Here is a 22,756-nt window from a genome sequence, read left to right as displayed (position 1 = left end):
TCAATCGTGCCGGCGCGGGTCCAGTGAGATCAGCCGTGTCGCATCAAGCAGGGCGGCGGGCAGGTGCACACCGCCCGGCGCGGCCAGATAACGTGCGCGCCAGACCGGGGCGAACTTCGACTTGAAACGGCGCAGGCCGCTGAAGCCGTAGAAGCGTTCGCCATGCCGCGCGACCACGTTGGCGAAGCGGTTCCAGCGCCCGGCCAGGCGATGCTGGGCCAGCCCGGACAGCGGTGCCATGCCCAGCGAGAACCGGTGGAAACCCTGCTCGCGGCCCCACAGGAACAGCTCGATGAACAGGAAATCCATGGTGCCCTTGGGCGCATCATCGACATGCCGCATCAGGTCGACCGACAGCTCATTGCCGGCCGGTGCCTGCCACAGATTGGCGAAGGCCACGATGCGGCCTTCGGCTTCGACCAGCGCGACCGGAAAGCGTGACAGGTAGGCCGGATCGAAACTGCCCAGCGAAAAGCCCTTCTCATCGCCGGCCTTGTCATCCAGCCACTGCTGGGAGACCACCGACAACGCCGGCAGCAATCCCGGTACTTCCTCGGGCGCCGCCACCCGGAAGCTCAAGCCACCGCGCTTGCCGCGGTTCCAGGCTTGGCGCAGATCCGCGCGATCGCGGCCTTCCAGCGTGAACGCCTGCAGCGGCACCATCGCCTCTTCGCCAAGCTTGACCAGGGTCAGGCCGAGGTCGAGATAGGTCTGCCAGTGCGCCTCACCGACCTGGTAGAACACCGGGCGCAGGCCGAGCCGATCGGCTTCCTCACGGAAGCGCCAGATCAGCGCACGCACCACGTCGGGCGGGCCGACCGGATCGCCCATCGCAATCAACGAGCCGCCGTAGCGCTGCATCATCACGAAGCCCCGCTGCGCCTCATCACGCAGCACCGCCTTGTCCGCGGTGAGTACCAGGCACGCCTGGGTGTCTTCGGTTGCTGCCAGGATCGGGGCGAGCGCGTCCAGCGTGGAGGCATCGGCGGCTGGCAACGGGCTGCGCGTGCTGTGCAGCAACCGTGCCAGGCCGAAGATGGTGAGCGCGATCGCTACCAGCAACAAGGCACGCAGCGCGCGTGGCGCGTTGCCCTGCAGCGCGAACTGCCACCACAGCTCGTTCTGGTATTCCACGTGGCTGTAGACGAAGAACAGCAGCCAGATCACCGCGACCAGCACCAGCCCGAGGTTGCGGATCCACGGCCATGACCAGGCCTCGTCCAGCAATGCGCCCTGGCGATAGAACTCGCGGCGCGAGGCCCACAGCGCGGCAGCCACCAGCAGCGCCGACAGCGCGATCAGCACCTGCCCACCGCGCAGCCAGATCGGCAAGGGCGAGAGCACACAGATGCCGAGCGCGAGCATCCACGCGGCGTGGCTGCGCCGCTGCAGGCCCTGGCCGATCAGCAGCAGCGCGACACCGGCCAGACTGCCCAGCAGGTGCGAGGTTTCCAGGATCGGCAGCGAAGCGGAGATCAGGTGCCGGCGCGGCGTCGGCAGGGTGCCGTCGATCACCAGTGCGGCGCCGACGCTGAACACCGCCAGCGCGATGATCTGCGGCAGCCACGGGCGCAGCGCGGTCCAGCCGACCCGGGTCGCACCAGCACCGGCACGCAGCGGGCGGCGCAGCGCCGGCGCAACCGCCAGTGCCGTGGCCAGCAGCAGCGGCAGCACGTAATAGGTCACGCGGTAGATCAGCGCCGCCGCCAGCACCGCAGCGGGCGCCACCTGCGGCAACAGCTTGAGCAGGCTCCACTCGAACACGCCCAGCCCGGCTGGCACGCTGGAGATCAGGCCCGCCAGCACCGCGACCAGATACAGCCCGACGAAACCGGGCAGGCCGGTTGGCGTATCCATCGGCAGCAGCACATAGAACGCCGCACTGGCCAGCACCAGTTCGACCACGCTCAGCGCAGTGACACCGAGCATCGTGCGGCGGTCGGGCAGCCACAAGGCATGCCCGCGGATCTGGAAACTGCGACCTTCACGCCCGACCAGCAGCACCGTGCCGGCATAGGCCAGCAGGCCGAGAACGCCAATGACCCGCACCGCCTGCACCGGGATCGGCAGCGCCAGCGCCGCCGCGCCGGGTTCAAGCAGGAAGGCCAACGCCAGCAGCAGCCACGCACCGAATACGAAGCCCAGTGTGCTCATCAACACTACCTGGCCGATCTCGCCCAGGCTCAGCCCGGCACGGCCATAGCCACGCAGGCGCACGGCACCGCCGGTGAGGGCCGCAAAGCCCAAGGTCTGCCCCAGCGTATGCGCCAGGAACGCGGTGATGCCGACCCGCGCCGGATGCAGGCGCTTGCCGCTGCGGCGCAGACCGATCGCGTCGAAACCGATCAGGCAGGCATAGCTGGCCAGGCCAAGCAGCACGGTCAGCGCGATCTGGCCGGCGCCCAGATGCCGGAACGCCTCGCGGATCGCGCGGTAGCCATGCTCATCGAATTCGTTGGCCAGCCCACGCAGGGCCAAGGCCAGGATCACCAGCGGGATGACGACGGTCGCGGCGCGGCGCCAGGGGGCGCGGGCCGGGGTGGGAGCAGGGGCGGTGTCGGTCATCGGTACAGCGTGCTCCGGGGTGGGCGATGAAAGAGTCAACACAGGCGTGGCCGCCTGACCGGCAAATCGTGCGCCTGATGCCGACGCTTGCCAAGCGGGCGCGGTGTGCGGGCTGTGGCTGCTTTGCGCACCGGGCCCGGCAGGCGCGCGCCGCATCGGTGACAATGCGGTTCCATCCAGAGGAGTAATCGCCATGTTGGAACGTTTCGACGTTGGCCCGCGCATGTCCGAAATGACCGTGCACAACAAGGTCGCCTATCTGTCCGGGCAGATCCCCGAAGACACCAGCCAGGACATCACCGGCCAGACCCGCCAGGTGCTGGAAGAGATCGACAAGCTGCTGGCGCTGGTGGCCAGTGACAAGCAGCACATCCTGCGCGCGGAAATCTTCCTGGCCGATATCAATGATTTCGCCGGCATGAATGCCGCGTGGGATGAGTGGGTGGTGGCCGGCATGACCCCGGCCCGCGCGACGGTGGAAGCCAAGCTGGCGGATGCGAGCTGGAAAGTGGAGATCGTGGTGACGGCGGCATTGCCGTAAGCGCACCGCGCACCGCTGGGCGCCATGGTGATCGACGCATCGCCGTGCGCCCAGACCCTGCCGCCGCCGCAAGGCGCATAGCGGCCGACGCAAGGATCAGGGCGCGCTGACCAGGTCGATGCAGTCCACTGGGCACGGCGGGATGCACAACTCGCAGCCCGTACACAGATCGGCGATGACGGTGTGCATGTACTTGGCGCCGCCGACGATGGCATCCACCGGGCAGGCCTGGATGCACTTGGTGCAGCCGATGCAGTCGGCTTCGATCACCACCGCGACCTGCGGTGCCTTATGTGCACCGCGCGTGCGGTCGAACGGCACCGCCGCCACGCCCAGGACATTCGCCAAGGCACGCGCACCGGCATCACCGCCCGGCGGGCAGTGATCGGTGCCCGCCTCGCCGCGTGCCATCGCCTCGGCATACGGACGGCAGCCGTCATAACCGCATTGCCCGCATTGGGTCTGCGGCAACAGCCGGTCGAGGCGTTCGGTGAGGGTGTCGATGGGGAGGCTCATGGCGTGGCGGTGGCTGCGCGGTGGGGCATCAGGCCCGGCTGTCCCGGGCAGTTGGTGTGCCCGCCGGTGGATCCCGACGCGGCTTCATGGGCTTGCCGCGATACCAGCGCTCGTGGGCGAGTGCCAGCATCGGACGGTCTTCGCGGCTGTCGCCGTACGCGTGGATGCGCAGGTAGCGCGAGAGGTCGAACCGCCGGCGGATGTGGTCGACCTTGCGCGGGCCGCAGTCGCCCTCGGCGTAGCGCCCGGTGAGGCGTCCGTCGTGGCTGTCCAGCCGGTTGCATATCAGTTGCAACCCCATCGCCTCGCACCAAGGGCGCAGGTAGAGGTCCAGCGAGCCGGACACGATCACCACGGTGTGGTGTTGCTTGAGGTGCCAGTGGATCTGCTCGAGCATCTCCGGCCGCATTACGCCGGGCAGTACATCGCGCGCGTAGCCGGCGGCCTGTGCGGTGATGTCCTCCAGATGGCGGTCGGTAAAGGTCAGGCGGGTGACACGGGCGCGCAGGCGTTGCGCCGAGATCAGCTTCAGGCGATAGGCCAGCAACCACGGGCCGACTTTCCACCAGGCCTGTGCCAGCTGCTCGGGCGTGGCCACGCGGCGCAGGAACCGCCCGTAGGTATCGCAGGTGGTGACCGTGTGGTCGAAATCGAACAGCGCCAGTTCCAACCCACACCTCCAGGCAGAAGAGCGTGGCAGGGCGACCCGGTGGCCGCCCTGCCGCAGCGATCAGCGGACCGGCATGCCCGGCAACGCGGCGCTGTCGGCGTCCAGCAGGGCCAGCGCGCCGCCGTCGAAACCGGCCGACAGGATCATGCCTTCGCTCAGGCCGAAGCGCATCTTGCGTGGGGCCAGGTTGGCGATGAAGACCACGCTGCGGCCGACCAGCTGCTCCGGCTCGCCGTAGCTGGCGCGGATGCCGGAGAAGATCTGGCGCTTGCCCAGCTCACCGGCGTCGAGTTCGAAGCGCAGCAGCTTGTCCGACCCTTCCACGAACTCGCAGACCAGCACCTTGCCGATGCGCAGATCCAGCTTGGCGAAGTCGTCGATGCCGATGTAGGCCGGTGCGGCCTCGCCATCGGCCGCAGCAACCGGTGCCGGTGCGGCAGCGGGCTTGGCCGGTTTGGCCGGGGCGGCGGGGGCCGGGGTGGCGGCCTGCAGGGTGTCCTTGGAAGCGTCGGTCATGGCGTCGATTTTTTTCGGGTCGATACGGGTGAACAGGGGCGCGTATACCGCGATGGTATGCGCGGTCAGCGGGGTGGCGATGTCGGTCCAGGCCTGCACGGGCGCGGCCAGGAAGGCCTCGGCCTGCGCGGCGGTGGCCGGCAGCACCGGTTTGAGCGCGGTGACCAGCACGCGGAACAGGTTCAGGCCCTGGGTGCAGACCGATTGCAGCTGCGCGTCGGCGCCGTCCTGCTTGGCGATCACCCACGGCTTTTCATCGTCGATATAGCGGTTGGCTTCGTCGGCCAGCGCCATGGTCTGGCGCAGTGCGCTGGCCGGATCGTTGCGCTCGTACGCCTCGCGGATCGGCGCCAGCGCGGCGACGAAACGGTCGTACTGGGCGGCATCGGGCAGCGCGGCGGCCAGGCGGCCCTCGAAGCGCTTGCTGATGAAGCCGGCGCAGCGGCTGGCCAGGTTGACGAACTTGCCGACCAGATCCGCGTTGACGCGCGCGATGAAGTCACCCAGGTTCAGGTCGAGATCGTCCACGCCGCCGGAGGACTTGGCCGCGAAGTAATAGCGCAACGCTTCCGGTTCCAGCCCGGCATCCAGGAAGGTGCGGGCCATCACGAAGGTGCCGCGCGACTTGGACATCTTGGCGCCATCCACGGTCAGGTAGCCGTTGACGTGCAGGCGGGTCGGCGCGCGGTGGCCGGTGCCGTGCAGCACCGCCGGCCAGAACAGGCCGTGGAAGTTCACGATGTCCTTGCCGATGAAGTGGTGCAGCTCGGTGCTGGTGCCCGCGCGCAGGTGGGCGTCGAAATCTTCGCCGGTCTTCGCGCACAGCGCCTGGAAGCTGGAGAGATAGCCGATCGGCGCATCCAGCCACACGTAGAAGTACTTGCCCGGGTGGCCGGGAATCTGGAAGCCGAAGTACGGCGCATCGCGCGAGATGTCCCACGCGCGCAGGCCACCTTCGGCATTGAGCCACTCACCCAGCTTGGCCTTCACGCCCGGCAGGGCGACGTCGCCGGCCAGCCACTCGCGCAGGAAACCTTCGAAGCGGCCGACCTCGAAGAAGAAATGCTCCGAATCGCGGATTTCCGGCGTGGCGCCGGAGATCACCGATTTGGGGTCCTTCAGGTCGGTCGGGCTGTAGGTGGCGCCGCAGACCTCGCAGTTGTCACCGTACTGATCCGGCGTGCCACAGTTCGGGCAGATGCCCTTGATGTAGCGGTCGGGCAGGAACATGCCCTTGGCCGGGTCGTAGAACTGGGCCACGGAGCGGCGCGCGATGTGGCCTTCGGCCTCGAGCTTGAGGTAGAAGGCTTCGGTCAGTGCCTTGTTGGCCGCCGAGTTGGTCGAGTCGTAATGATCGAACGCCACGCCGAACGCGGCGAAATCGCGCTCATGGCTGGCCTGGATGTTGGCGATGAAGGCCTCCGGGGTCACGCCGGCCTTTTCGGCCGCGAGCATGATCGGGGTGCCGTGGGTGTCATCGGCGCAGACGAACCAGGTCTTGCCGCCGCTCATTCGACGCGCGCGCACCCAGATGTCAGCCTGGATGTAGCCGACCAGGTGGCCCAGGTGCAGCGGGCCGTTGGCGTAGGGCAGGGCGGTGGTGACGAGAGCGGTGCGGGTCATGATGAGCGCTGTTGCCAGGGGAACCGGGGATTATCGCACGCCAAAACGCAGTAACCCGGCCGAAGCCGGGTTACGGGGGCTCAACAGCAGCGCCGGGCTTACTCGCGCACCCAGGTCTGGGCGCGGCAGATGAAGGCCACGCAGCCGGACACGTCCAGCTTGGCGCCGCCGGTCTGCAGCTTCATCTTGGACTTGTAGGTCTTGCCGTTGCCCGGATCCAGGATGGTGCCGCCGGACCAGGCGTTGGTGCCGTCGGCCTTGAGGTTCCACAGGATGGTCATGCCCTTGACCGGCTTGTTCTTGTTGGCGCCTTCGCAGCCGTCGCAGACCGGATTCGGGCCCTTGTCCGAGTGCAGGATGTCCACGACCTTGCCGGTCAGGGTGCCGTTGGTGGCCTGGGTGATCTCCACGATCGACTTCACCTTGCCGGTCTTGTCGTCGATGGTCTTCCAGCGGCCGACGGCGCCGTCGGCGGCGCTGGCCGACATCGCGGCCATCATCAGCGGCAGCGCCAGCAACAGGGTCTTGAAGGTCTTGCGCATGTTCCCCTCCCAGGGATGTCCGTGAACGCCGGCGCAGGTGGCCGGTACAGGGCCGACTGTATACCCATTCGCTCCGGTACGGAACGTGCCGGGTGCACGCTTCAGCCCGCGTCGGCCGGGATCTCGTACAGCTCCAGCGGCAGGTCGTCCGGGTCGGCGAAGAAGGTGAAGCGGCGGCCGGTGTACTCGTCCACCCGGATCGGTTCGCAGGCCACCCCGGCCGCGGTCAGGCGGGCGATCATGGGCTCCAGCGTGTGCACGCGGAAGGCCAGGTGGCGCAGGCCCTGCGCCTCGGGGCGGCTGGGCCGTGTGGGCGCGCCCGGGAACGAGAACAGCTCCAGCTGGCTGCCATCGGGCAGGGCCAGATCGAGCTTCCAGGAGTCGCGCGCCGCGCGGTGGTTTTCGGCGATCACCTGCAGGCCGAGCACCCGGGTGTAGAAGTCTCTGGAGCGGGCGTAATCGGCGCAGATCAGGGCCACGTGGTGGATGCCGATCAGTGGGGAAGTGTCAGAAGCGTTCATTGCAGAGTATCCAGCCAGCGCCGGGCGATCTGCAGCGCCAGCGGATAGGGTTCGGGGGCATTGCGGTTGCTGAGGACGATCACGGTGAGGCGCTGCGCCGGATAGCGCAGGATCACGTTGCGGAAGCCGATGCTCTCGCCGCTGTGCCACTGCGCGCCACCGTTGAGCCGCCAGCCGAAACCGTAGAACGGCACGTCCGTCTCGGCGGTGGGGGTGGCAGGGGAGAACATCTGCTTCAACGATGTCGCCTTCAACAGGCGCTGGTCATACAGCGCCGCATCCCAGCGCGCCAGGTCATCCAGCGAAGAATACACGCCACCATCGCCGAGCACTGCGCTGGTCGGGCTTTGATCGGTGCGCTGCCAGCGCCCGTCGCGCTCGCTGTATCCATAGGCGCGGCGCGCGATATCGTCCACGCCGTCCTGATGCGCCACGCTGTCGCGCATGCCCAGCGGCAGGAAAATCCGCTGGCGCAGGAAGCTGGCGAAATCGGTGCCGGAGGCCTTGCCGACCACCAGCGCCAGCAGCGCGTAGCCGCTGTTGCTGTAACGGTAGGCTGTGCCCGGTGCAAAGTACGTCCGATCCTGGCCTTCCAGCAGGTGCAGCACATCCGGGTCACGCACCTGCGCGGACGCGTCGGTGGCCATCAGGTCTTCGTAATCGATCAGGCCGCTGGTGTGGCTGAGCAGCTGGCGCAGGGTGATGGCATCGGCGGCCGCCGGCAACGAGGGCAGCCAGCGCTGGAGTGGGTCATCCAGGCCCAGCGCACCATCCTCGGCCAGCAGCAGGATCGCCGCGGCGGTGAACTGCTTGCTGACCGAGGCCAGGCGGAAATTGGTCTGCGCGGTCACCGCGGTGCGATCTTCCAGCACCGCCAGCCCGTAGCCGCGCCGGAACACCGGCTGGCCGTCGTGCAGCACCAGTACCGCCGCGCCGGGGACCTGACCATCGTAGCGCTGCATCAGCGCATCGATGCCCGGATCCGGTGGCGTCAGCACCGGCGCTGCGATGACGGTGCCGCTGCCGGCGATGCACATCGCGCTGATCCACACACGCAGATGCCCGACGATGTGCATGCTCGGTTTCCTTCAGGGTTCAGGGCACGGGCGTGGCCGCGCCACTCTGGCTGGCAATCCAGCGGGCGATCTTGGCGTCCAGAATATCCAGCGGCATCGAGCCGTCGCGCAGCACTTCCTCATGGAAGCGACGCGCGTCGAAACGTGCCCCCAGCGAGGCCTTGGCCTTGTCGCGCAGCTCCATCATCTTCAGCTCGCCCAGGCCATTGGCCAGGGTCTGCCCGGGCAGGGCCATGAAGCGCTCCACTTCCGCGGTGGCATCGCTGGCGCTCATGTCCGCGGTCTTGACCAGATAGTCCACGGCCTGGCGCTTGCTCCAGCCCTGCGCGTGCACGCCGGTATCGGCGGACATGCGCGCGGCACGGGTCAGCGCGGCCTGCAGATAGCCGATCCGCTCGTAGGGATCCTGATAGACGCCCAGTTGCTCACCCAGCGATTCGGCATACAGGCCCCAGCCCTCCACGAAGGCGATATCGCCGCCCAGACGACGGAAGCGTGGCAGCTTGTCCAGCTCCTGTTGCAGGCCCAGCTGCACGTGATGGCCGGGAATGCCCTCATGCAGGAACTGCATCGGTGCGGACCAGCGGCGGCGGCTCGGCAGATCGCCGGTGTTGATGTACAGCACGCCCGGGCGCATCCCGTCCGGCAATGGTTGCTGGTAGCTCACCGCCCCGGCGGTGGCCGCGCGTTCGGGCTCGACCGCGCGGATCTCCATCGGGGCCTTGGGCAGCGTGCCGAGCAGCGTCGGCAGGCGCGCGTTGACCTGGCTCTGCAGCTGCTTGTAGCGGTTGAGCAGCGCATCGGCGTTGGCGTACTGGAAATCGCGGTCGGTGCGCATGGTGCGCAGCAGTTTCTGCTGCGAGCCACGGATCTTGTTGTCTTTCATGATCGTGGCGATCTGCGCCTGCAGTGTGGCCACGCGTTGTTCGGCCAGGGCATGGATCTGTTCGGGCGTCAGCGTGGAGGCGGTGCTCTGCACGATGGTCTGCGCATACCAGGCCTTGCCGCCGGGCAGGCCGGCCAGGCCATCGGTGCTGCGCGCGGCCGGCAGGTACTCGGTGGCGATGAAGCCGCGCAGGGCGCGATAGGACGGCATGATGCGGAACTCGATCATGCGCTTGTATTCGGCCGTGATGCGCGCCTTGTCGGCCGCCGGGAAATCGTCGGGCAGATTGCGCACCGGCCCCCAGAAGATGCTCTCTTCCGCGGTCGGCTTGATCACCGCATCCAGCTGCGGCAGTACTTTTTCCATCAGGTCACGCGGTTGCACCACACCGGCGGCCATGCCTTGGCGCATGTTGGCGATGGCCTGCTCGAACAGGGCCGGAATGCCCAGCGAGCGGCGCGACCAGCCATCGTAATCCTGCACCGTGTTGAACGGCTGCGCACCGGAGCCGGAGCCGAGAATGGCCATGATGCTGCCGAGGTTGTAGTACTGGCTCACCGGCAGCATCCAGCCGGGGAACTGCTCGGCGGCCAGCGACATGCGCGCGTCGCGCACGAAGATTTCGTAGCTGAGCAGGTCCTGGCCGGTCAGGCCGTCCGGCCCGATCTTCTCGACCTTGCCCAGCCACTCCACGGTGAAGTCATGCGACTGCTGCCTGTAGGCGGCGGAAAGAATGTTGGGCAGCTGATCGTTGTGGCGGCTGTCGCCCTGGAAGGTGGCCTGCAGCGGATTGAGCCGCATCGAGGCATCCCAGTACTCATCGTAGATCCGGTCCAGCTGCGCGGCCTTGGTCTGCTGGCGCACCAGCGGCTGGCGGGCAGGGGCGGCGGCTGGGCGTGCACGCGGCTTGGCCTTGGGCTTGGCAGCGGGCCGGGACTGGGCCGCTGCGGGCCGGGTGGCCTTCTTCTTGGCAGCTTCGGCCGGAGCGGCAGCGCTGAAGGCCATCAGTACGGCAATGGCAAGCGCCAGGGCGCGGGCGGGGTGGGGCATCGGCTGTTTCCGTAAACGCACAGACACGGGAGCTTGCCCGATTCGCCTGCGTACGGCCAGCATCGGCCCCCGGTCAGGTTTGTCATGTACGGCGGCCAGTCAGCTGCGGCAGCGTGCTGCTGCCGCGATGCTCAACGATCGCCGGCGCGGGTGAACGGCATGGTTTCCGGGGCGACCGCGCCGCCGGAGATGATGAAGCTCATCGCCTGGTCCACGGTCCAGTCGGTGGGCGTGAGCAGCTCAACCGGCACGATTTCCAGATAGCCCGAGGTCGGATTGGGGGTGGTGGGTACGTATACGGCGGCCAGCTCGCGGCCGCTGCCTTCTTCCTTCATCACCCGCGTCACCAGGCCGACCGACTTCATGTCGCGATGCGGGAAGTCGATCAGCACCACACGCTGCGTGCTGCCCGGTTCGGTCTGCAGCATGTCCAGCAGTTTCTTGGCGCTGTCGTAGATGATGCTGGCCAACGGGATGCGCTTGATCACCGCACCGAACCAGCGCAGCAGGCGCTGGCCGATCACGCGGCGGCTGAGTACGCCCACCGAGAGAATCACCAGCAGCGTGGCGGCCAGGGCGATGATGTCCTGCATCCACTCGACCTTGATCCAGCCCAGGTAATGCGGGAACGAGGCGGCGATCTGCTCGGAGAGCGGCACCACCAGCGGGCTGGAAATGCCCGAAAGCAGCACGAACACGAATTTGACCACCACCCAGGTCAGCCAGATCGGCAGCAGGGTCAGCAGGCCGGTCAGGAACAGGCGCTGCAGGGAGGGACGCGGAACGAGTTGGGGGGCTTCGGGCGACATCTGCGCATTGTAGCGGCGGCGATGCCCGGTTTACGCTGCCCATCCCCGCAGGACGCGGGGTCTGGGGAGAATGCTGTGGTGAGGAATGGACTGAAATGGGTGGGCATCTCGATCCTGAGCCTGGTGCTGGCCGTGGCGGGGCTCTGGGCGGCCTCGCGCTTCTGGCCGCTGCCGGCCGAGCAGCGTGAGGCGATGCGGCTGCTGCAGGCGCCGCTGCCCAGGCCTGGTGAGAACGGCTTCACCGCGTTGTGGACCCTGCGCTACGACGGCTTGGATGCCCGCGGGCGCGAGACCCTGATCGCACAGGATGTCGAGCGCTGGCGCAACGGCACGCCTGGCCAGCGGCCGCTAGCGTCCAGCGCGGAAGGGCGGTTCCCCGCGGTCCCGCTGTCGGCGCTGGCGCGTTGTGGCCGCCGGGGTGTCGGCTGTCTTGCAGCGGTGCGTGCAGACCCCGAGGGGTTCGCCGCCACGCATGCCGGCCACGATGCGCTTCACCAGCGCGTGGCCGCGCTGGCCGGCTACGGTCACTTCGTCTCCCCGTTCGAGCCATTCGGCACGGACCCGATGGCGCCGCTGCCCGTCTTTCAGCCGCTGCTTGATCCGCTGTCAGCCCACGCGCTGGCGCATGTACGGGGCGACAGTGGCACCGCACTTGCCGGTGCCTGCGCGGACATCCTCAGTGGTCGGGCGATGACGGGGCAGGGCGATACGCTGATCACCAGCATGGTCGGCGCGGCGATGGTGGAGAGCAACGCGCGGCTGCTGGCGGACATGCTGGTTGAACTGCCCGCCGACGCTGCACTGCCTGCGGTCTGCGCGGCGGCACTGGCGCCGATGACGGCCGGCGAGCAGAGCCTGTGCACGGCGATGCGCGGTGAGTTCGCGTTGGCCCGGGCGGGCGTGCGGCCGTCCACTGGGAACCCTGACGGCCATCGCCTGTTGCTGGATGTGCCGCGCACTCTGGCGCGCATGGCGCCCCGCTATGCGTGGGCGTGCGCCGCCAGTGCAGAACGGGGAGCAGCGCGCGACGCGCCCACGCCCATTCCCGGGCCCGCGCAGGATCGCTTTGCCTGCATCGCCAATCCGCTGGGCTGTGCCGTGGCCAACATCGGCGGGCCGGACATGCGGCAGTATGCCGGCCGCCCGCAGGATGCCGCCGCGATGCTGCGCCTGGTCGCCGCGCAGCGCTGGCTGCGGCAGCAGCCCACGGCATCATCGCAGACGCTGAAGCGCTTGCCCGAGGCGCTGCGTTCGCCCACGCGCGCACCGGTACTCAGCGACGATGGCCAGTGGCTGCAGGTCGATCGGCGTGTGGAGATGGACGAGGCCGGGCCGACAGTGCAGGTGCCGATGCGCGCGCCCGCACGATAAGAGGCGTGCGGCGACGCAGTGCTTACCGATCCTGCGCCGGACCGAAGGGGTCGAAGTCGCTGCCATCGCCTACCGTCTCCAGCGTCCAGCGGCGTGGCGAGGCGAGGGTCTCCCAGCGCACGCTGTCCTGGTCCGATTCGATGCTGCCCGCGGCATGGCGCACGCGGCGGGTCGAGTAATTGATGCTCAGGCTTTCGGTCTGCCCGGAGTTGCGCATCATCGTGTTGCGGTCATAGCCGATCAACGCGAAGGCACCGTTCTGCCAGCGGAAGGTGTAGCTGGCCGAGCCGGTCGACCAGCTGCCGGCGTTGGAGAAGAAGAACAGCGTGGTGCGCAGCGTGCCGCCCACGATCGATACGCCGTCGCCGTCGTCGAACACATCGGACAGGTTCGGGGCCTCGTGGCGGGTGATCAATGTGTGGTTCTGCGCAGCGAGCGTGTAGCCGGCCGGCGTGCCCCAGGCGATGGCGAGGATGCGTGGATTGCTGTCCAGCGGGCTGATGCCGAAGCCATCGTGTTCGACGATGTTGCGCGGGTCCTGCTGGCGCAGCACCAGAACGAGATCATCGCGCTTGTCGCCGTTGAGATCGCCGCGAAGCTGCTGCTCGATGCGCCATCCTGACGGCACGAAACCTTCGGCCCGGGTGGCGTGGGCGGGCAATACCGGATAGTCGACCGGTGGGATCCGCAGTTCCTGCGCGAACGCGGGCAGGGCAGTGAGCAGCAGGGCAGCGAGCAGGGGCAGGCGCATGGTCGTCCGTGGGGTGAAGCGGGCGCGCGAGCATAGCAAGCGCGCGATGACTCATCCCGCGCGCTGGCGCGCCTCGGGCTTGAGGCGCAGGTAGACCTGCTTGCGCACGCGGGCGATCACTTCGCCTTTCGCATCGACAATGTCATTGCTGAACCAGTGCAGGTACTTTTCCCCGCTGGCAGTGGCCGCACGCAGTTGATCCAGCAGCGCCTCGTCCAGCCGGAACTCGGCAACCACCGTCCCGCGGCCCGGCTTGAGGAATTCGATCTCCCCCGCGCGGTCCCAGACGTAGTAATCGCGCCCCAGGTTCTGCATCACGGTGAGCATCCAGAACGGATCGGTCATCGCGAACAGGCTGCCACCGAAGTGGGTGCCCACGTAGTTGCGGTTCCACGGGCGCATGCGCAGTTCGACGCGTACATGGCGGTAGTCCGGGCTGACCGTGGTCACGTGGATGCCCGTGAACAGGAACGGCGGCCACAGGTTGAGGCCAAGGCGGAAGACGGAGGCCTTCATTTGGATCGCATCTCGGTGCTGAGGGTGGCCGGAGTCTACCATTCGCCTGCGTATGGGTGCCTTGGGGGGTCAGCCCGACCCGCCGTCATCGACCGCATACCCATTCCGTCCGGCTCCCTTGGCCCGGTACAGCGCGGCATCGGCGCCTTCGAAGAAGTGCCGCGGCTCGGTGCCGGGCGTCGGCACCCGGGTGAACACGCCGACGGTTACCGTGATGTGCGTGGTCGTGCCGTGGCCGGCGGGGATTTCCAGCGCCTGCGCCCGTGCGACCAGATCCTGCACCACCTGTACTGCGCCTTCCGGCGTGGTGTCGGGCAGGATCAGCGCGAACTCGTCGCCGCCAAAGCGCGCGGCCATGTCGCGGGGCCGGCGCGCGTGCGCCCGGATCTCCTGCGCGATCCGGCGCAGCACGGTGTCGCCGGCCTGATGACCGAAATCGTCGTTGTGGCGCTTGAAGTGATCCACGTCGATCAGCACCAGGCTCAGCGGCCGTCCGCTGCGGCGGCCGGCATCGTGCTCGGCCTGCAGGGTCTGCTCGAAGCGCAGCCGGTTGCCCAGCCCGGTGAGTGCATCGCTGTTGGCCTGGCGGCGCCAGGCGCTGACCCGCCACAGCGTCCAGGCCAGGATCACCGCCAGCATGCCGATCAAGGCGGCGGCCGGTGCGAACCACAGGTTGCCGGCGCGCAGCAGCACGAAGCTCGCCAGCAACGTCAACGGCAGGGCGAGCACGCCGCTCAGCCACGCCCGCGGCAGGGTCAACAACAGGCAGCACAGGGCCACCAGCAGCCCGCTGAGGGCGCTCTGCCACGCTGGCGGTAGGGGATTGATCACCTTGTCGGCGAGCAGCATCGAAGCGACGTTGGCCTGGTACTCGCTGCCACTCATCCAGCGCTCGCGGGTGGTTGGGGTCAGCAGGCGCGGCGCGATCCCGCTGGCCGTCATGCCGACCAGCACCAGGCGGCCGCGCAGCAGCGCCGGATCGACCTCGCCGTTGAGCACATCGGCGTAGGAGACCTGCGGGAAGCGTTCGGGCGGACCGGCGTAGCGCACGCGAACGTAGTGGTCGCGTCGCCACTGGTACGGCGACACCAGGTCCGGCTGATCATCGTGCAGCCCGGGCAGCGGGCCGTGGGTGTCCGCCAGCGCCAAGCCAAGGGCCGGCCAGTGCGGTGAGCCGATACCGGCCGTGAGGTACAGGCCGCGGGCGACGCCATCGCCGTCGACTTCGATGTCGCTGTGACCCAGGCTGGCCGCATTGGCGGCGATCAGCGGAATCGGCAGCAGTTCTTCGGCCATGCGCGGGCCACTGGCGGGCGCGGCCAGCACCGGCAGCACCACATGCCCGTTGCGCCGGATCGCCGCCGCCAGTTCGGCATCCTGGGTACTGTCCTGGCGGTCCGGTTCGGACAGCATCAGATCCAGCACGACGCGCGCGGCGCGGGCGTCGGTCAGCCGGTCCAGCAGGCGCGCGTGGGTACCGCGCGGCCACGGCCACTGGCCCAGCTGCTGCAGGCTGTTGTCGTCGATGGCCACGATCAGCAGGCGCGCGTCGGGCGTGTATTCCCAGCCACCGACGTAGGCGTCGTAGACCACCTCATCCTGTTTCCAGAACCACTGCCAGTGACTGGCCGCGACCGCCAGCGCGCCGACCAGTGCGGCCAGCGCGATGCGTTGCGGCCAGGGCAGGTGCAGGGGCGTCACAGCAGCAGCAACAACAACAGCGCACCGCCCCCGGTGGCGTAACAGGTCCGGCACGGCAGGGCGATCTGCTGGGCCGGCGAGAACGGACCGGCGTAACCGTCCTCATCGATGTACTGCACGCGCACGTGCAGCGTGCCGTGCCACGGGCGCTTGATCGAGACCTCCGGCTGGTCCAGTTCCTGATCGAGCAGCGGGGCACGGAAGTCGCCACGACGGTCCAACTGCACGCGATAGCGCTGACCGGGTTCGCCGGCCTGCCAGCGCAGCGTCAGTCGGCCTTTGGCGGCCTCCGGCGGCTGCAGCGCCGGGTCGACCGGTTCGTCGGTGATGGTCAGTGGCAGCGGCTGCCCGAAACGCCCGCGGTCGCCGTTGCGATCCACCGATGCCACGCGCCAGACATACTCGCCCGGGGGGAGGTCCAGGACGGGACGCAGGTGGGTGGCGCGGGTGTCCTGTTCGAGCAGGAGAGGGAGGAACAGCGGATCGCGGGCGATCTGCAGCACCGTGCGCTCGGCCTCGGCCACCCGGGTCCATTCGAAGCGCGGCCGCGCGCTGTTGATGGTCTGGCCATGCAGCGGCCGCACCGTCAGCGGCGCGACCGGCTGGTCACGCACCTGGAAATCCTGCTCGGCATCCAGTCCTTCCACCTGCTCGGCGCTGACCGCGCGGACCAGCAGACGCAGCTCGCCCGGCGGCAGATCGGGCAGGGTGAGCGTGGTGGCGTCGGTATCGCGCGCGAACAGCAGGACCTCCGGCTGGTCGGCGCGGACGACCTCCACCCGGTACCCGGCGGCATCTGTTACCGGCTGCCAGGCCAGCGCCGCGGGCAGGGTGGCCAGCCGCTGCGGTTCGCTCGACAGCACCGGTGCGGGCAGCAGCGCCTCCACGCCGGCCGGGCGTGCGTCGAGCGAGGGGCTGCGGGTGGCCTGGCCGCGGCTGACCAGGCGCTGGCCGCGGGGGTTGCCGACCTGCACGCGGCCTTCCAGCACTTCGGTGGCCGCGCCGCGGCCGTCCTGGCCGGCGCTGACCCGGAAGACGGTGCCACGCACGCTGCTGGTCGCCGTCGGCGCATCGATGATGTAGCGCGAGGCGGGGCCGTTGGCCGGGGTCACCCGGTTGCTGGCGCGCCCCTGTTCCAGGCGCAGGCGGGTATCGACCATGCCGGTGCGGCCGTAGCGGGAGAGCTGGTCGAAGCGCAGGCGCGAACGCTCGCGCAGCTGCAGCCGCGAATCATCGGCAAACACCACGGTGACGCTGGCATCCTCGCCGGTGACCAGTTCCTGCCCGATCCGCAGCAGGTCGCCTTCGATCACCTCGCGATGGGGCTGGCCGTCGGCCTGGCTCTGCACCGGGCCACGCACGGCCAGTACCCGCGCCGGGGCGGGCTGCACCTGCAGCCAGGCGACGGGGAAACGCAGCTGGCTGCCGGGCGGCAGGCGGTAGGGATCGGCGATGCCGTTGTGCGACTGCAGTTGCTCCCAGGCGATGGACGGCTTCAGGTAGCGGGCACTGAGGTCCCAGATCGTGTCGCCGGGGCGGACCCGGTAGGTCCAGTCCTGCGCCAGGACCGGCGCGGCAGACAGCATCATGGCGGCCAGCACCAACAGGCGGGCGGCCATCGGGAAACGGAGGAATCGGGTCAATCTCACGGTCATTCACGGCCCTGCAAGGCGGGGCGCAGCCAAGTAGGCCGCCATGGCCCAGACCTCATCCTCCCCGATGGATCGCAGCCTCCAGTGGGCCGCGGCGGCATTATTGCCCGGGAGTCGTGCAGGGTTTCTGAACGTGATTCACGTCACACATCGAAGTTGCCGGTCTGGATAGGCGGCTTCGTTGGGCCAGCGCCCCCGAAAGGCGCTGGCCGTGGCCGATCAGAACAGCAGCGAGGCCATCCGGCGGCGGTACTGGCCGACCAGGTCTTCATCCTCGATCACTTTGAAGGCATCGATCAGGAGCTTGCGCGGGCGACCGTCGTCGTAGCTGCGGTCGCGGCGCAGCATGTCCAGGAATTGCTCCAGCGCGGCAGCATCCTGCCCGGACAGCAGCAACTGCACGCCGCGCAGGTGGCGCGCCTGCAGATCGTCGCCATTGGCCGCAATGCGCGCCTCCAGCACCTCCGGAGCAGGGGCTTCCTGCAGGGCGCTGGCGAATTCCAGACGGGCGCGGGCGCGCACGGCGCGGTCATCGGTGGAGAGGTTGGCCGGCAGCGCGTCGATCAGGGCGGTGGCCTCGGCGGTGGCGCCGGTCTGCAGCAGGGCCAGGGCCAGATCGAGCTTGAGCTCTTCCTTGTCCGGCTCGGCGGCAATCGCCGCGCGCAGTACATCGACCTGGGCCTGCGGGTCGAGCGGCGGCGCTTCGACGGTTTCTGCCTCGTCCGGGGCCGCTTCAAGCGGGACCACGCCGTGCTGGGTCAGGAACTCGCGCAGCTGGCCTTCCGGCACCGCACCGGGGAAACCGTCCACGATCTGACCGCCCTTGACCAGGAACACGGTTGGCACCGAGCGGATCTGGAAGGCCGCGGCGATCTGCTGTTCCTTGTCGACATCGACCTTGGCCAGCTCGAAGGCGCCGTGATAGTCGCCGGCCAGCTTTTCCAGCATCGGGCCCAGGGTCTTGCAGGGGCCGCACCAGGTGGCCCAGAAATCGACCAGCACGGGGGTCTGCAGGGATTTCTGCAGGACCTCGGTCTCGAAGGTCTCGGTGGTGGCGTCAAAGACGTGGGGCAGATCGCTCATGGTTTCAAATCAACGGGAAACTGGAGAGGAAGTGTATGGTGCCGCCCGCGGCCGGACGCAACCCCACCGGGCGGATTCCGCTTGGAACAGCGACAATGCAGGCCTTCAGACGCAGCCGGGTGAGCCGCATGCAGGGAGTCCAACGTTGGGAAGGTGGCCTGGGCATTGCCGCCGCGGTGTTGTTCGTGGGCGCGGTGCTGGGCTTCGGCGCGGCGCTGCCGCTGTTCGATCCGGTCGGCCATCCGGTCGCGCTGCTCGGGGCGATGGACGTGCCGCATGCGCAGGCGTTCAACATGCTCGGTTTCGCGCTGCCCGGCCTGCTCGCCAGCCTCGTTGCGCTGCGCCTGCTGCTGCGGGTGCCGCGCACCGCGCCGTGGTCGATGCGGGTGGGTGCGCAGTTGCTGATGCTGGCCGGCGTCGGCTTCACCGCGATGGGCGTGCTGCCGCTGGATACCCGTGATCTGGACAACCCGGCCAGCCAGTACCACGCCAGTGCCTGGATGGTGTGGGTGCTGGCCTTCGTGCCGGGCGCGATGATGTCCGGGATCGGCGCGCTGCGGCTGCCGGCGTGGCGCGCCGTGGGCGGCCTGCACCTGGCCTGCGGGGTGGGGGTGCTGCTTGCCGCGTTCGCGCTGCAGGCCCTGCTGCCGGCCCCGATGGCCCAGCGCGTGGCCTTCGGGGTCTGGCTGGTCTGGCTGGTGGCGGTGCTGCCGTTGGCGCCCTCCACGCGGCGCACCTGAGCACAGCCGCAGCCGTTGCTGCGCCCCGGCACGCGCCGTGGCGCGCGGCGAGGGCGGAGGTGTTTCGCCAATCCCCAGTCAATTCAATGAGATGACAGGTTTGGCCGCGACGGTGGGCCACGTCGATTGGAGCCCTTTGCCGCACTGCGGTACCCTGTGCCGCTTTGCCGCCGCACTAGCGTTTTTATGACCAGCGTCGAACCCAACGTTTACGATCCGCAGCAGGTTGAATCCGCCGCCCAGCAGTACTGGGATGCCACCCGTGCCTTCGAGGTCACCGAGACTTCGGAGAAGCCGAAGTTCTACTGCCTCTCGATGCTGCCGTATCCGTCCGGTGCGCTGCACATGGGCCACGTGCGCAACTACACCATCGGTGACGTGATCAGCCGCTACAAGCGGATGACCGGCCACAACGTGCTGCAGCCGATGGGTTGGGATGCTTTCGGCCTGCCGGCCGAGAACGCGGCGATCAAGAACAAGACCGCGCCGGCCAAGTGGACCTACGCCAACATCGAGCACATGCGTGGCCAGTTCAAGGCCATGGGCTATGCGATCGATTGGTCGCGCGAGTTCGCCACCTGCACGCCCGAGTACTACGTGCACGAGCAGCGCATGTTCACCCGCCTGATGCGCAAGGGCCTGGCCTACCGCCGCAACGCGGTGGTGAACTGGGACCCGATCGATCAGACCGTGCTGGCCAACGAGCAGGTCATCGATGGCCGCGGCTGGCGTTCCGGCGCGCTGGTGGAAAAGCGCGAGATCCCGCAGTGGTTCCTGCGCATCACCGATTACGCCCAGGAACTGCTGGACGGCCTGGACGAACTGCCGGGCTGGCCCGACTCGGTCAAGACCATGCAGCGCAACTGGATCGGCCGCTCGGAAGGGCTGGAGATCCAGTTCGATGTGCGTGACGCCGACGGCAGCACGCTGGACCCGCTGCGCGTGTTCACCACCCGGCCGGACACCGTGATGGGCGTGACCTTCGTGTCCATCGCCGGCGAACATCCGCTGGCCCAGCACGCGGCCAAGTCCAACCCGGCGCTGGCCGCGCTGCTGGCCGAGATGAAGCAGGGCGGCGTGTCTGAGGCTGAGCTGGAAACCCAGGAAAAGCGCGGCATGGATACCGGCCTGCGCGCCATCCATCCGGTCACCGGCGCCCAGGTGCCGGTGTGGGTCGCCAACTTCGTGCTGATGGGTTACGGCACCGGCGCGGTGATGGCCGTCCCCGGCCATGATCAGCGCGATAACGAATTCGCCAACAAGTACGGCCTGCCGATCCGCCAGGTCATCGCGTTGAAGTCGCTGCGCAAGGAAGAAAGCGCGTACGACGCCACGCGCTGGCAGGATTGGTACGGCGACAAGACCCGCGAGACCGAGCTGGTCAACTCCGAAGAGTTCGACGGGCTGGACTTCCAGGGCGCCTTCGAGGCACTGGCCGAGCGTTTCGAGCGCAAGGCCCAGGGCCAGCGCCGCGTGAACTATCGTCTGCGCGACTGGGGCGTGAGCCGCCAGCGCTACTGGGGTTGCCCGATCCCGGTGATCTACTGCCCGAAGTGCGGTGCCTTGCCGGTACCGGAAGAGCAGCTGCCGGTGGTCCTGCCGGAGAACGTCAACTTCGTCGGCACCGGCTCGCCGATCAAGGCCGATCCGGAATGGCGCAAGACCACCTGCCCGGACTGCGGCGGCGCGGCCGAGCGCGAGACCGACACCTTCGATACCTTCATGGAATCGAGCTGGTACTACGCGCGTTACACCTCGCCGGGTGCCCGCGATGCGGTGGACAAGCGGGGCAACTACTGGCTGCCGGTGGATCAGTACATCGGTGGCATCGAGCACGCGATCCTGCACCTGATGTACTTCCGTTTCTTCCACAAGCTGCTGCGTGATGCGCGCATGGTGGACAGCAACGAGCCGGCGCAGAATCTGCTGTGCCAGGGCATGGTGATCGCCGAAACCTACTACCGCCCGAACCCGGACGGCTCCAAGGACTGGATCAACCCGGCCGATGTGGATGTGCAGCGTGACGAGCGCGGCCGCATTGTCGGGGCGACCCTGATCGCCGACGGCCAGCCGGTGGTGATCGGCGGCACCGAGAAGATGTCCAAGTCCAAGAACAACGGCGTGGACCCGCAGGTGATGGTGGGCAAGTACGGCGCCGACACCGTGCGCCTGTTCTCGATGTTCGCCGCGCCGCCCGAACAGTCGCTGGAGTGGAACGAAGCCGGCGTGGATGGCATGGCCCGTTTCCTGCGCCGCTTGTGGGCCCAGGTGCAGAAGCATGCCGCTGATGGCGCCGCCCCGGCGCTGGACGTGGCCGCGCTGAATGCCGAGCAGAAGGCGCTGCGCCGCAAGACCCATGAAACCATCGGCAAGGTCGGCGACGACTACGGCCGCCGCCACAGCTTCAACACCGCGATCGCCGCGGTGATGGAGTTGATGAACGCGCTGGCCAAGTTCGATGACGTCAGCGAGCAGGGCCGTGCGGTGCGCCAGGAAGCACTACGCGCCACCGTGCTGCTGCTCAACCCGATCACGCCGCATGCCAGCCATGCGCTGTGGCAGGTGCTGGGCCACGCCGAGGAACTGCTGGAAGACCAGGCGTTCCCGGACGCCGATCCGGCGGCGCTGGTGCGCGATGCGGTGACCCTGGCGGTGCAGGTCAACGGCAAACTGCGCGGCACCATCGACGTCGCTGCCGATGCGCCGCGTGATCAGATCGAAGCACTGGGCCTGGCCGAGCCGAATGCGGCCAAGTTCCTGGAAGGGCTGACCGTGCGCAAGATCATCATCGTGCCGGGCAAGATCGTGAACATCGTGGCGGCCCCGCAGGGCTGATCCCGTCGTGCCACCGGGGGCCTGCGCCTCCGGTGGTACCGATCTCCAAGGGCCGGTCGCAGGCAGATCCTGCAGACCGTCCGGTATCAAGTCCTGTTCACGCGGCATCCGGCAGGATCACTGCTTGTTGCCGCGACCGCCGCGCTCCTACAGACTGTATCCATGACCCGATTCCTGCTTGCCCTTGTCCTGACCGCAACCCTTGCCGGGTGCGGCTTCCATCTGCGCAACAAGTTGATGCTGCCGGCCGATACGGCCGCGGTGCAGGTGGTCTCCACCGCGCCTTACAGTGAGCTGGTCAAGTTGCTCCGCCGTGGCCTGCAGGCCTCCGGTGCGCAGTTGGCGGATCCGGACAGCACCGGCCCGGCCTCGCAGCTGCAGGTATTGTCCGAGCGCTGGGGCGATCTGCCGATCGCGATCGATGCCCAGGGCCGTGCCCAGGAGTACAGCCTGCGCTATGCGGTGATCTTCATCTTCCGCCGCGAAGACGGCAGCGAGCTGGTGCCGCAGCAGGTGATCGAACTCTCGCGCGACTACGTGTCGCCGCCGACCGACGCCACCGGTACCACCACCGAACGCGAAATCCTCGCCGACGAACTGCGCCGTGAGATGTCCGCCTCGATCATGCGGCGTATCGACAGCGTGGTCCGCGCGGAACTGGAGCATGGCCGTGCCCCGGCCAAGTCCGGCACGACCCCGGCCGTGACGCCCGCTGCCACCCCGACCCCGGCGCCGGCGGTACCCGCCGACGTCCCGCAGGGACACTGAATCCGGTCCGCCTGCGGATCGGCC

Annotated in this window: 19 protein-coding genes; 5 read left to right on the top strand and 14 right to left on the bottom strand. The window is 68.4% G+C overall.

From position 1 onward, the window contains the following. Nucleotides 1-2,565: a bifunctional lysylphosphatidylglycerol flippase/synthetase MprF gene (gene mprF, locus BCL79_RS06020; protein ID WP_121038647.1), complete on the bottom strand. Its 2,565-nt coding sequence runs from the start codon at nucleotides 2,563-2,565 to the stop codon at nucleotides 1-3. Nucleotides 2,566-2,758: 193 nt separating this feature from the next. On the opposite strand from mprF, the gene BCL79_RS06015 reads away from it, so the two are divergent. Then, a complete protein-coding gene (locus tag BCL79_RS06015) occupies nucleotides 2,759-3,106 on the top strand; it encodes a RidA family protein (protein WP_121038644.1) in 348 nt (115 codons plus the stop codon). A 96-nt stretch (nucleotides 3,107-3,202) separates the two neighbouring features. Here the strand turns inward: BCL79_RS06015 and rnfB are convergent, their stop codons facing one another. The 8 genes from rnfB to BCL79_RS05975 all read right to left on the bottom strand — a co-directional run bounded on the left by rnfB (nucleotide 3,203) and on the right by BCL79_RS05975 (nucleotide 11,315). Continuing rightward, complete coding sequence (gene rnfB / locus BCL79_RS06010; RefSeq protein WP_121038641.1) at nucleotides 3,203-3,622, bottom strand: Rnf electron transport complex subunit RnfB; 420 nt, start codon at nucleotides 3,620-3,622, stop codon at nucleotides 3,203-3,205. Nucleotides 3,623-3,650: 28 nt separating this feature from the next. Continuing rightward, a complete protein-coding gene (locus tag BCL79_RS06005) occupies nucleotides 3,651-4,292 on the bottom strand; it encodes an HAD family hydrolase (protein WP_121038638.1) in 642 nt (213 codons plus the stop codon). A 60-nt stretch (nucleotides 4,293-4,352) separates the two neighbouring features. Further along, complete coding sequence (gene metG / locus BCL79_RS06000; RefSeq protein ID WP_121038634.1) at nucleotides 4,353-6,431, bottom strand: methionine--tRNA ligase; 2,079 nt, start codon at nucleotides 6,429-6,431, stop codon at nucleotides 4,353-4,355. A gap of 98 nt (nucleotides 6,432-6,529) precedes the next feature. Next, a complete protein-coding gene (locus tag BCL79_RS05995; RefSeq protein WP_121038630.1) occupies nucleotides 6,530-6,973 on the bottom strand; it encodes a DUF2147 domain-containing protein in 444 nt (147 codons plus the stop codon). Nucleotides 6,974-7,074: 101 nt separating this feature from the next. After that, complete coding sequence (gene gloA2, locus BCL79_RS05990; protein WP_121038627.1) at nucleotides 7,075-7,494, bottom strand: SMU1112c/YaeR family gloxylase I-like metalloprotein; 420 nt, start codon at nucleotides 7,492-7,494, stop codon at nucleotides 7,075-7,077. Then, nucleotides 7,491-8,531 (bottom strand): serine hydrolase domain-containing protein, encoded by a 1,041-nt coding sequence (locus tag BCL79_RS05985; RefSeq protein ID WP_428999444.1) that lies wholly within the window; start codon nucleotides 8,529-8,531, stop codon nucleotides 7,491-7,493. The genes gloA2 and BCL79_RS05985 overlap by 4 nt, the downstream gene beginning before the upstream one ends. A gap of 58 nt (nucleotides 8,532-8,589) precedes the next feature. Next, nucleotides 8,590-10,506: a DUF885 domain-containing protein gene (locus tag BCL79_RS05980; RefSeq protein WP_121038621.1), complete on the bottom strand. Its 1,917-nt coding sequence runs from the start codon at nucleotides 10,504-10,506 to the stop codon at nucleotides 8,590-8,592. Nucleotides 10,507-10,637: 131 nt separating this feature from the next. Then, nucleotides 10,638-11,315, bottom strand: coding sequence for a DUF502 domain-containing protein (locus tag BCL79_RS05975; protein ID WP_070425632.1), 678 nt, complete (start codon nucleotides 11,313-11,315; stop codon nucleotides 10,638-10,640). 99 nt (nucleotides 11,316-11,414) lie between these two features. Between BCL79_RS05975 and BCL79_RS05970 the strand changes: the two genes are divergently transcribed. Beyond that, nucleotides 11,415-12,686 carry a hypothetical protein gene (locus BCL79_RS05970; protein ID WP_121038618.1) on the top strand — a complete coding sequence of 424 codons (1,272 nt, stop codon included), beginning with the start codon at nucleotides 11,415-11,417 and terminating at the stop codon, nucleotides 12,684-12,686. Between the two features lie 22 nt (nucleotides 12,687-12,708). On the opposite strand, the gene BCL79_RS05965 is transcribed toward BCL79_RS05970, so the two are convergent. The 5 genes from BCL79_RS05965 to trxA form a co-directional block, all read right to left on the bottom strand. After that, nucleotides 12,709-13,437: a hypothetical protein gene (locus BCL79_RS05965; protein WP_121038615.1), complete on the bottom strand. Its 729-nt coding sequence runs from the start codon at nucleotides 13,435-13,437 to the stop codon at nucleotides 12,709-12,711. Nucleotides 13,438-13,488: 51 nt separating this feature from the next. After that, nucleotides 13,489-13,953, bottom strand: a complete 465-nt coding sequence (locus tag BCL79_RS05960; protein ID WP_121038612.1) for a DUF4442 domain-containing protein — start codon at nucleotides 13,951-13,953, stop codon at nucleotides 13,489-13,491. A 69-nt stretch (nucleotides 13,954-14,022) separates the two neighbouring features. After that, nucleotides 14,023-15,654, bottom strand: coding sequence for a CHASE2 domain-containing protein (locus tag BCL79_RS05955; RefSeq protein WP_121038609.1), 1,632 nt, complete (start codon nucleotides 15,652-15,654; stop codon nucleotides 14,023-14,025). Beyond that, the gene (locus BCL79_RS05950) at nucleotides 15,651-17,273 is read right to left on the bottom strand and encodes a FecR family protein (protein ID WP_121038606.1); all 1,623 of its coding nucleotides are present in this window, start codon (nucleotides 17,271-17,273) and stop codon (nucleotides 15,651-15,653) included. The genes BCL79_RS05955 and BCL79_RS05950 overlap by 4 nt, the downstream gene beginning before the upstream one ends. Before the next feature lie 252 nt (nucleotides 17,274-17,525). Further along, the gene (trxA, locus tag BCL79_RS05945; RefSeq protein WP_121038603.1) at nucleotides 17,526-18,389 is read right to left on the bottom strand and encodes a thioredoxin; all 864 of its coding nucleotides are present in this window, start codon (nucleotides 18,387-18,389) and stop codon (nucleotides 17,526-17,528) included. Between the two features lie 128 nt (nucleotides 18,390-18,517). Between trxA and BCL79_RS05940 the strand changes: the two genes are divergently transcribed. The 3 genes from BCL79_RS05940 to lptE all read left to right on the top strand — a co-directional run bounded on the left by BCL79_RS05940 (nucleotide 18,518) and on the right by lptE (nucleotide 22,732). After that, nucleotides 18,518-19,129, top strand: coding sequence for a DUF998 domain-containing protein (locus BCL79_RS05940; RefSeq protein WP_121041178.1), 612 nt, complete (start codon nucleotides 18,518-18,520; stop codon nucleotides 19,127-19,129). 186 nt (nucleotides 19,130-19,315) lie between these two features. Further along, complete coding sequence (gene leuS / locus BCL79_RS05935) at nucleotides 19,316-21,964, top strand: leucine--tRNA ligase (RefSeq protein ID WP_121038600.1); 2,649 nt, start codon at nucleotides 19,316-19,318, stop codon at nucleotides 21,962-21,964. 162 nt (nucleotides 21,965-22,126) lie between these two features. Beyond that, the gene (gene lptE, locus BCL79_RS05930) at nucleotides 22,127-22,732 is read left to right on the top strand and encodes an LPS assembly lipoprotein LptE (protein ID WP_121038597.1); all 606 of its coding nucleotides are present in this window, start codon (nucleotides 22,127-22,129) and stop codon (nucleotides 22,730-22,732) included. The last annotated feature ends 24 nt before the right edge of the window (nucleotides 22,733-22,756 follow it).

Source organism: Stenotrophomonas rhizophila (genome assembly GCF_003651185.1).
GTDB lineage: Bacteria > Pseudomonadota > Gammaproteobacteria > Xanthomonadales > Xanthomonadaceae > Stenotrophomonas > Stenotrophomonas maltophilia_Z.
Note: the sequence above shows the minus strand (reverse complement) of the source record. Positions and strands in the feature narration are given on the sequence as shown.

Excerpts from the sequence above, each read along its gene's own strand:
- mprF (WP_121038647.1), bottom strand. The coding sequence starts at position 2,565 with ATGACCGACACCGCCCCTGCTCCCACCCCGGCCCGCGCCCCCTGGCGC.
- BCL79_RS06015 (WP_121038644.1), top strand. The coding sequence starts at position 2,759 with ATGTTGGAACGTTTCGACGTTGGCCCGCGCATGTCCGAAATGACCGTG.
- rnfB (WP_121038641.1), bottom strand. The coding sequence starts at position 3,622 with ATGAGCCTCCCCATCGACACCCTCACCGAACGCCTCGACCGGCTGTTG.
- metG (WP_121038634.1), bottom strand. The coding sequence starts at position 6,431 with ATGACCCGCACCGCTCTCGTCACCACCGCCCTGCCCTACGCCAACGGC.
- BCL79_RS05995 (WP_121038630.1), bottom strand. The coding sequence starts at position 6,973 with ATGCGCAAGACCTTCAAGACCCTGTTGCTGGCGCTGCCGCTGATGATG.
- gloA2 (WP_121038627.1), bottom strand. The coding sequence starts at position 7,494 with ATGAACGCTTCTGACACTTCCCCACTGATCGGCATCCACCACGTGGCC.
- BCL79_RS05985 (WP_428999444.1), bottom strand. The coding sequence starts at position 8,531 with ATGTGCATCGCCGGCAGCGGCACCGTCATCGCAGCGCCGGTGCTGACG.
- BCL79_RS05980 (WP_121038621.1), bottom strand. The coding sequence starts at position 10,506 with ATGCCCCACCCCGCCCGCGCCCTGGCGCTTGCCATTGCCGTACTGATG.
- BCL79_RS05975 (WP_070425632.1), bottom strand. The coding sequence starts at position 11,315 with ATGTCGCCCGAAGCCCCCCAACTCGTTCCGCGTCCCTCCCTGCAGCGC.
- BCL79_RS05965 (WP_121038615.1), bottom strand. The coding sequence starts at position 13,437 with ATGCGCCTGCCCCTGCTCGCTGCCCTGCTGCTCACTGCCCTGCCCGCG.
- BCL79_RS05960 (WP_121038612.1), bottom strand. The coding sequence starts at position 13,953 with ATGAAGGCCTCCGTCTTCCGCCTTGGCCTCAACCTGTGGCCGCCGTTC.
- BCL79_RS05950 (WP_121038606.1), bottom strand. The coding sequence starts at position 17,273 with ATGGCCGCCCGCCTGTTGGTGCTGGCCGCCATGATGCTGTCTGCCGCG.
- trxA (WP_121038603.1), bottom strand. The coding sequence starts at position 18,389 with ATGAGCGATCTGCCCCACGTCTTTGACGCCACCACCGAGACCTTCGAG.
- BCL79_RS05940 (WP_121041178.1), top strand. The coding sequence starts at position 18,518 with ATGCAGGGAGTCCAACGTTGGGAAGGTGGCCTGGGCATTGCCGCCGCG.
- leuS (WP_121038600.1), top strand. The coding sequence starts at position 19,316 with ATGACCAGCGTCGAACCCAACGTTTACGATCCGCAGCAGGTTGAATCC.
- lptE (WP_121038597.1), top strand. The coding sequence starts at position 22,127 with ATGACCCGATTCCTGCTTGCCCTTGTCCTGACCGCAACCCTTGCCGGG.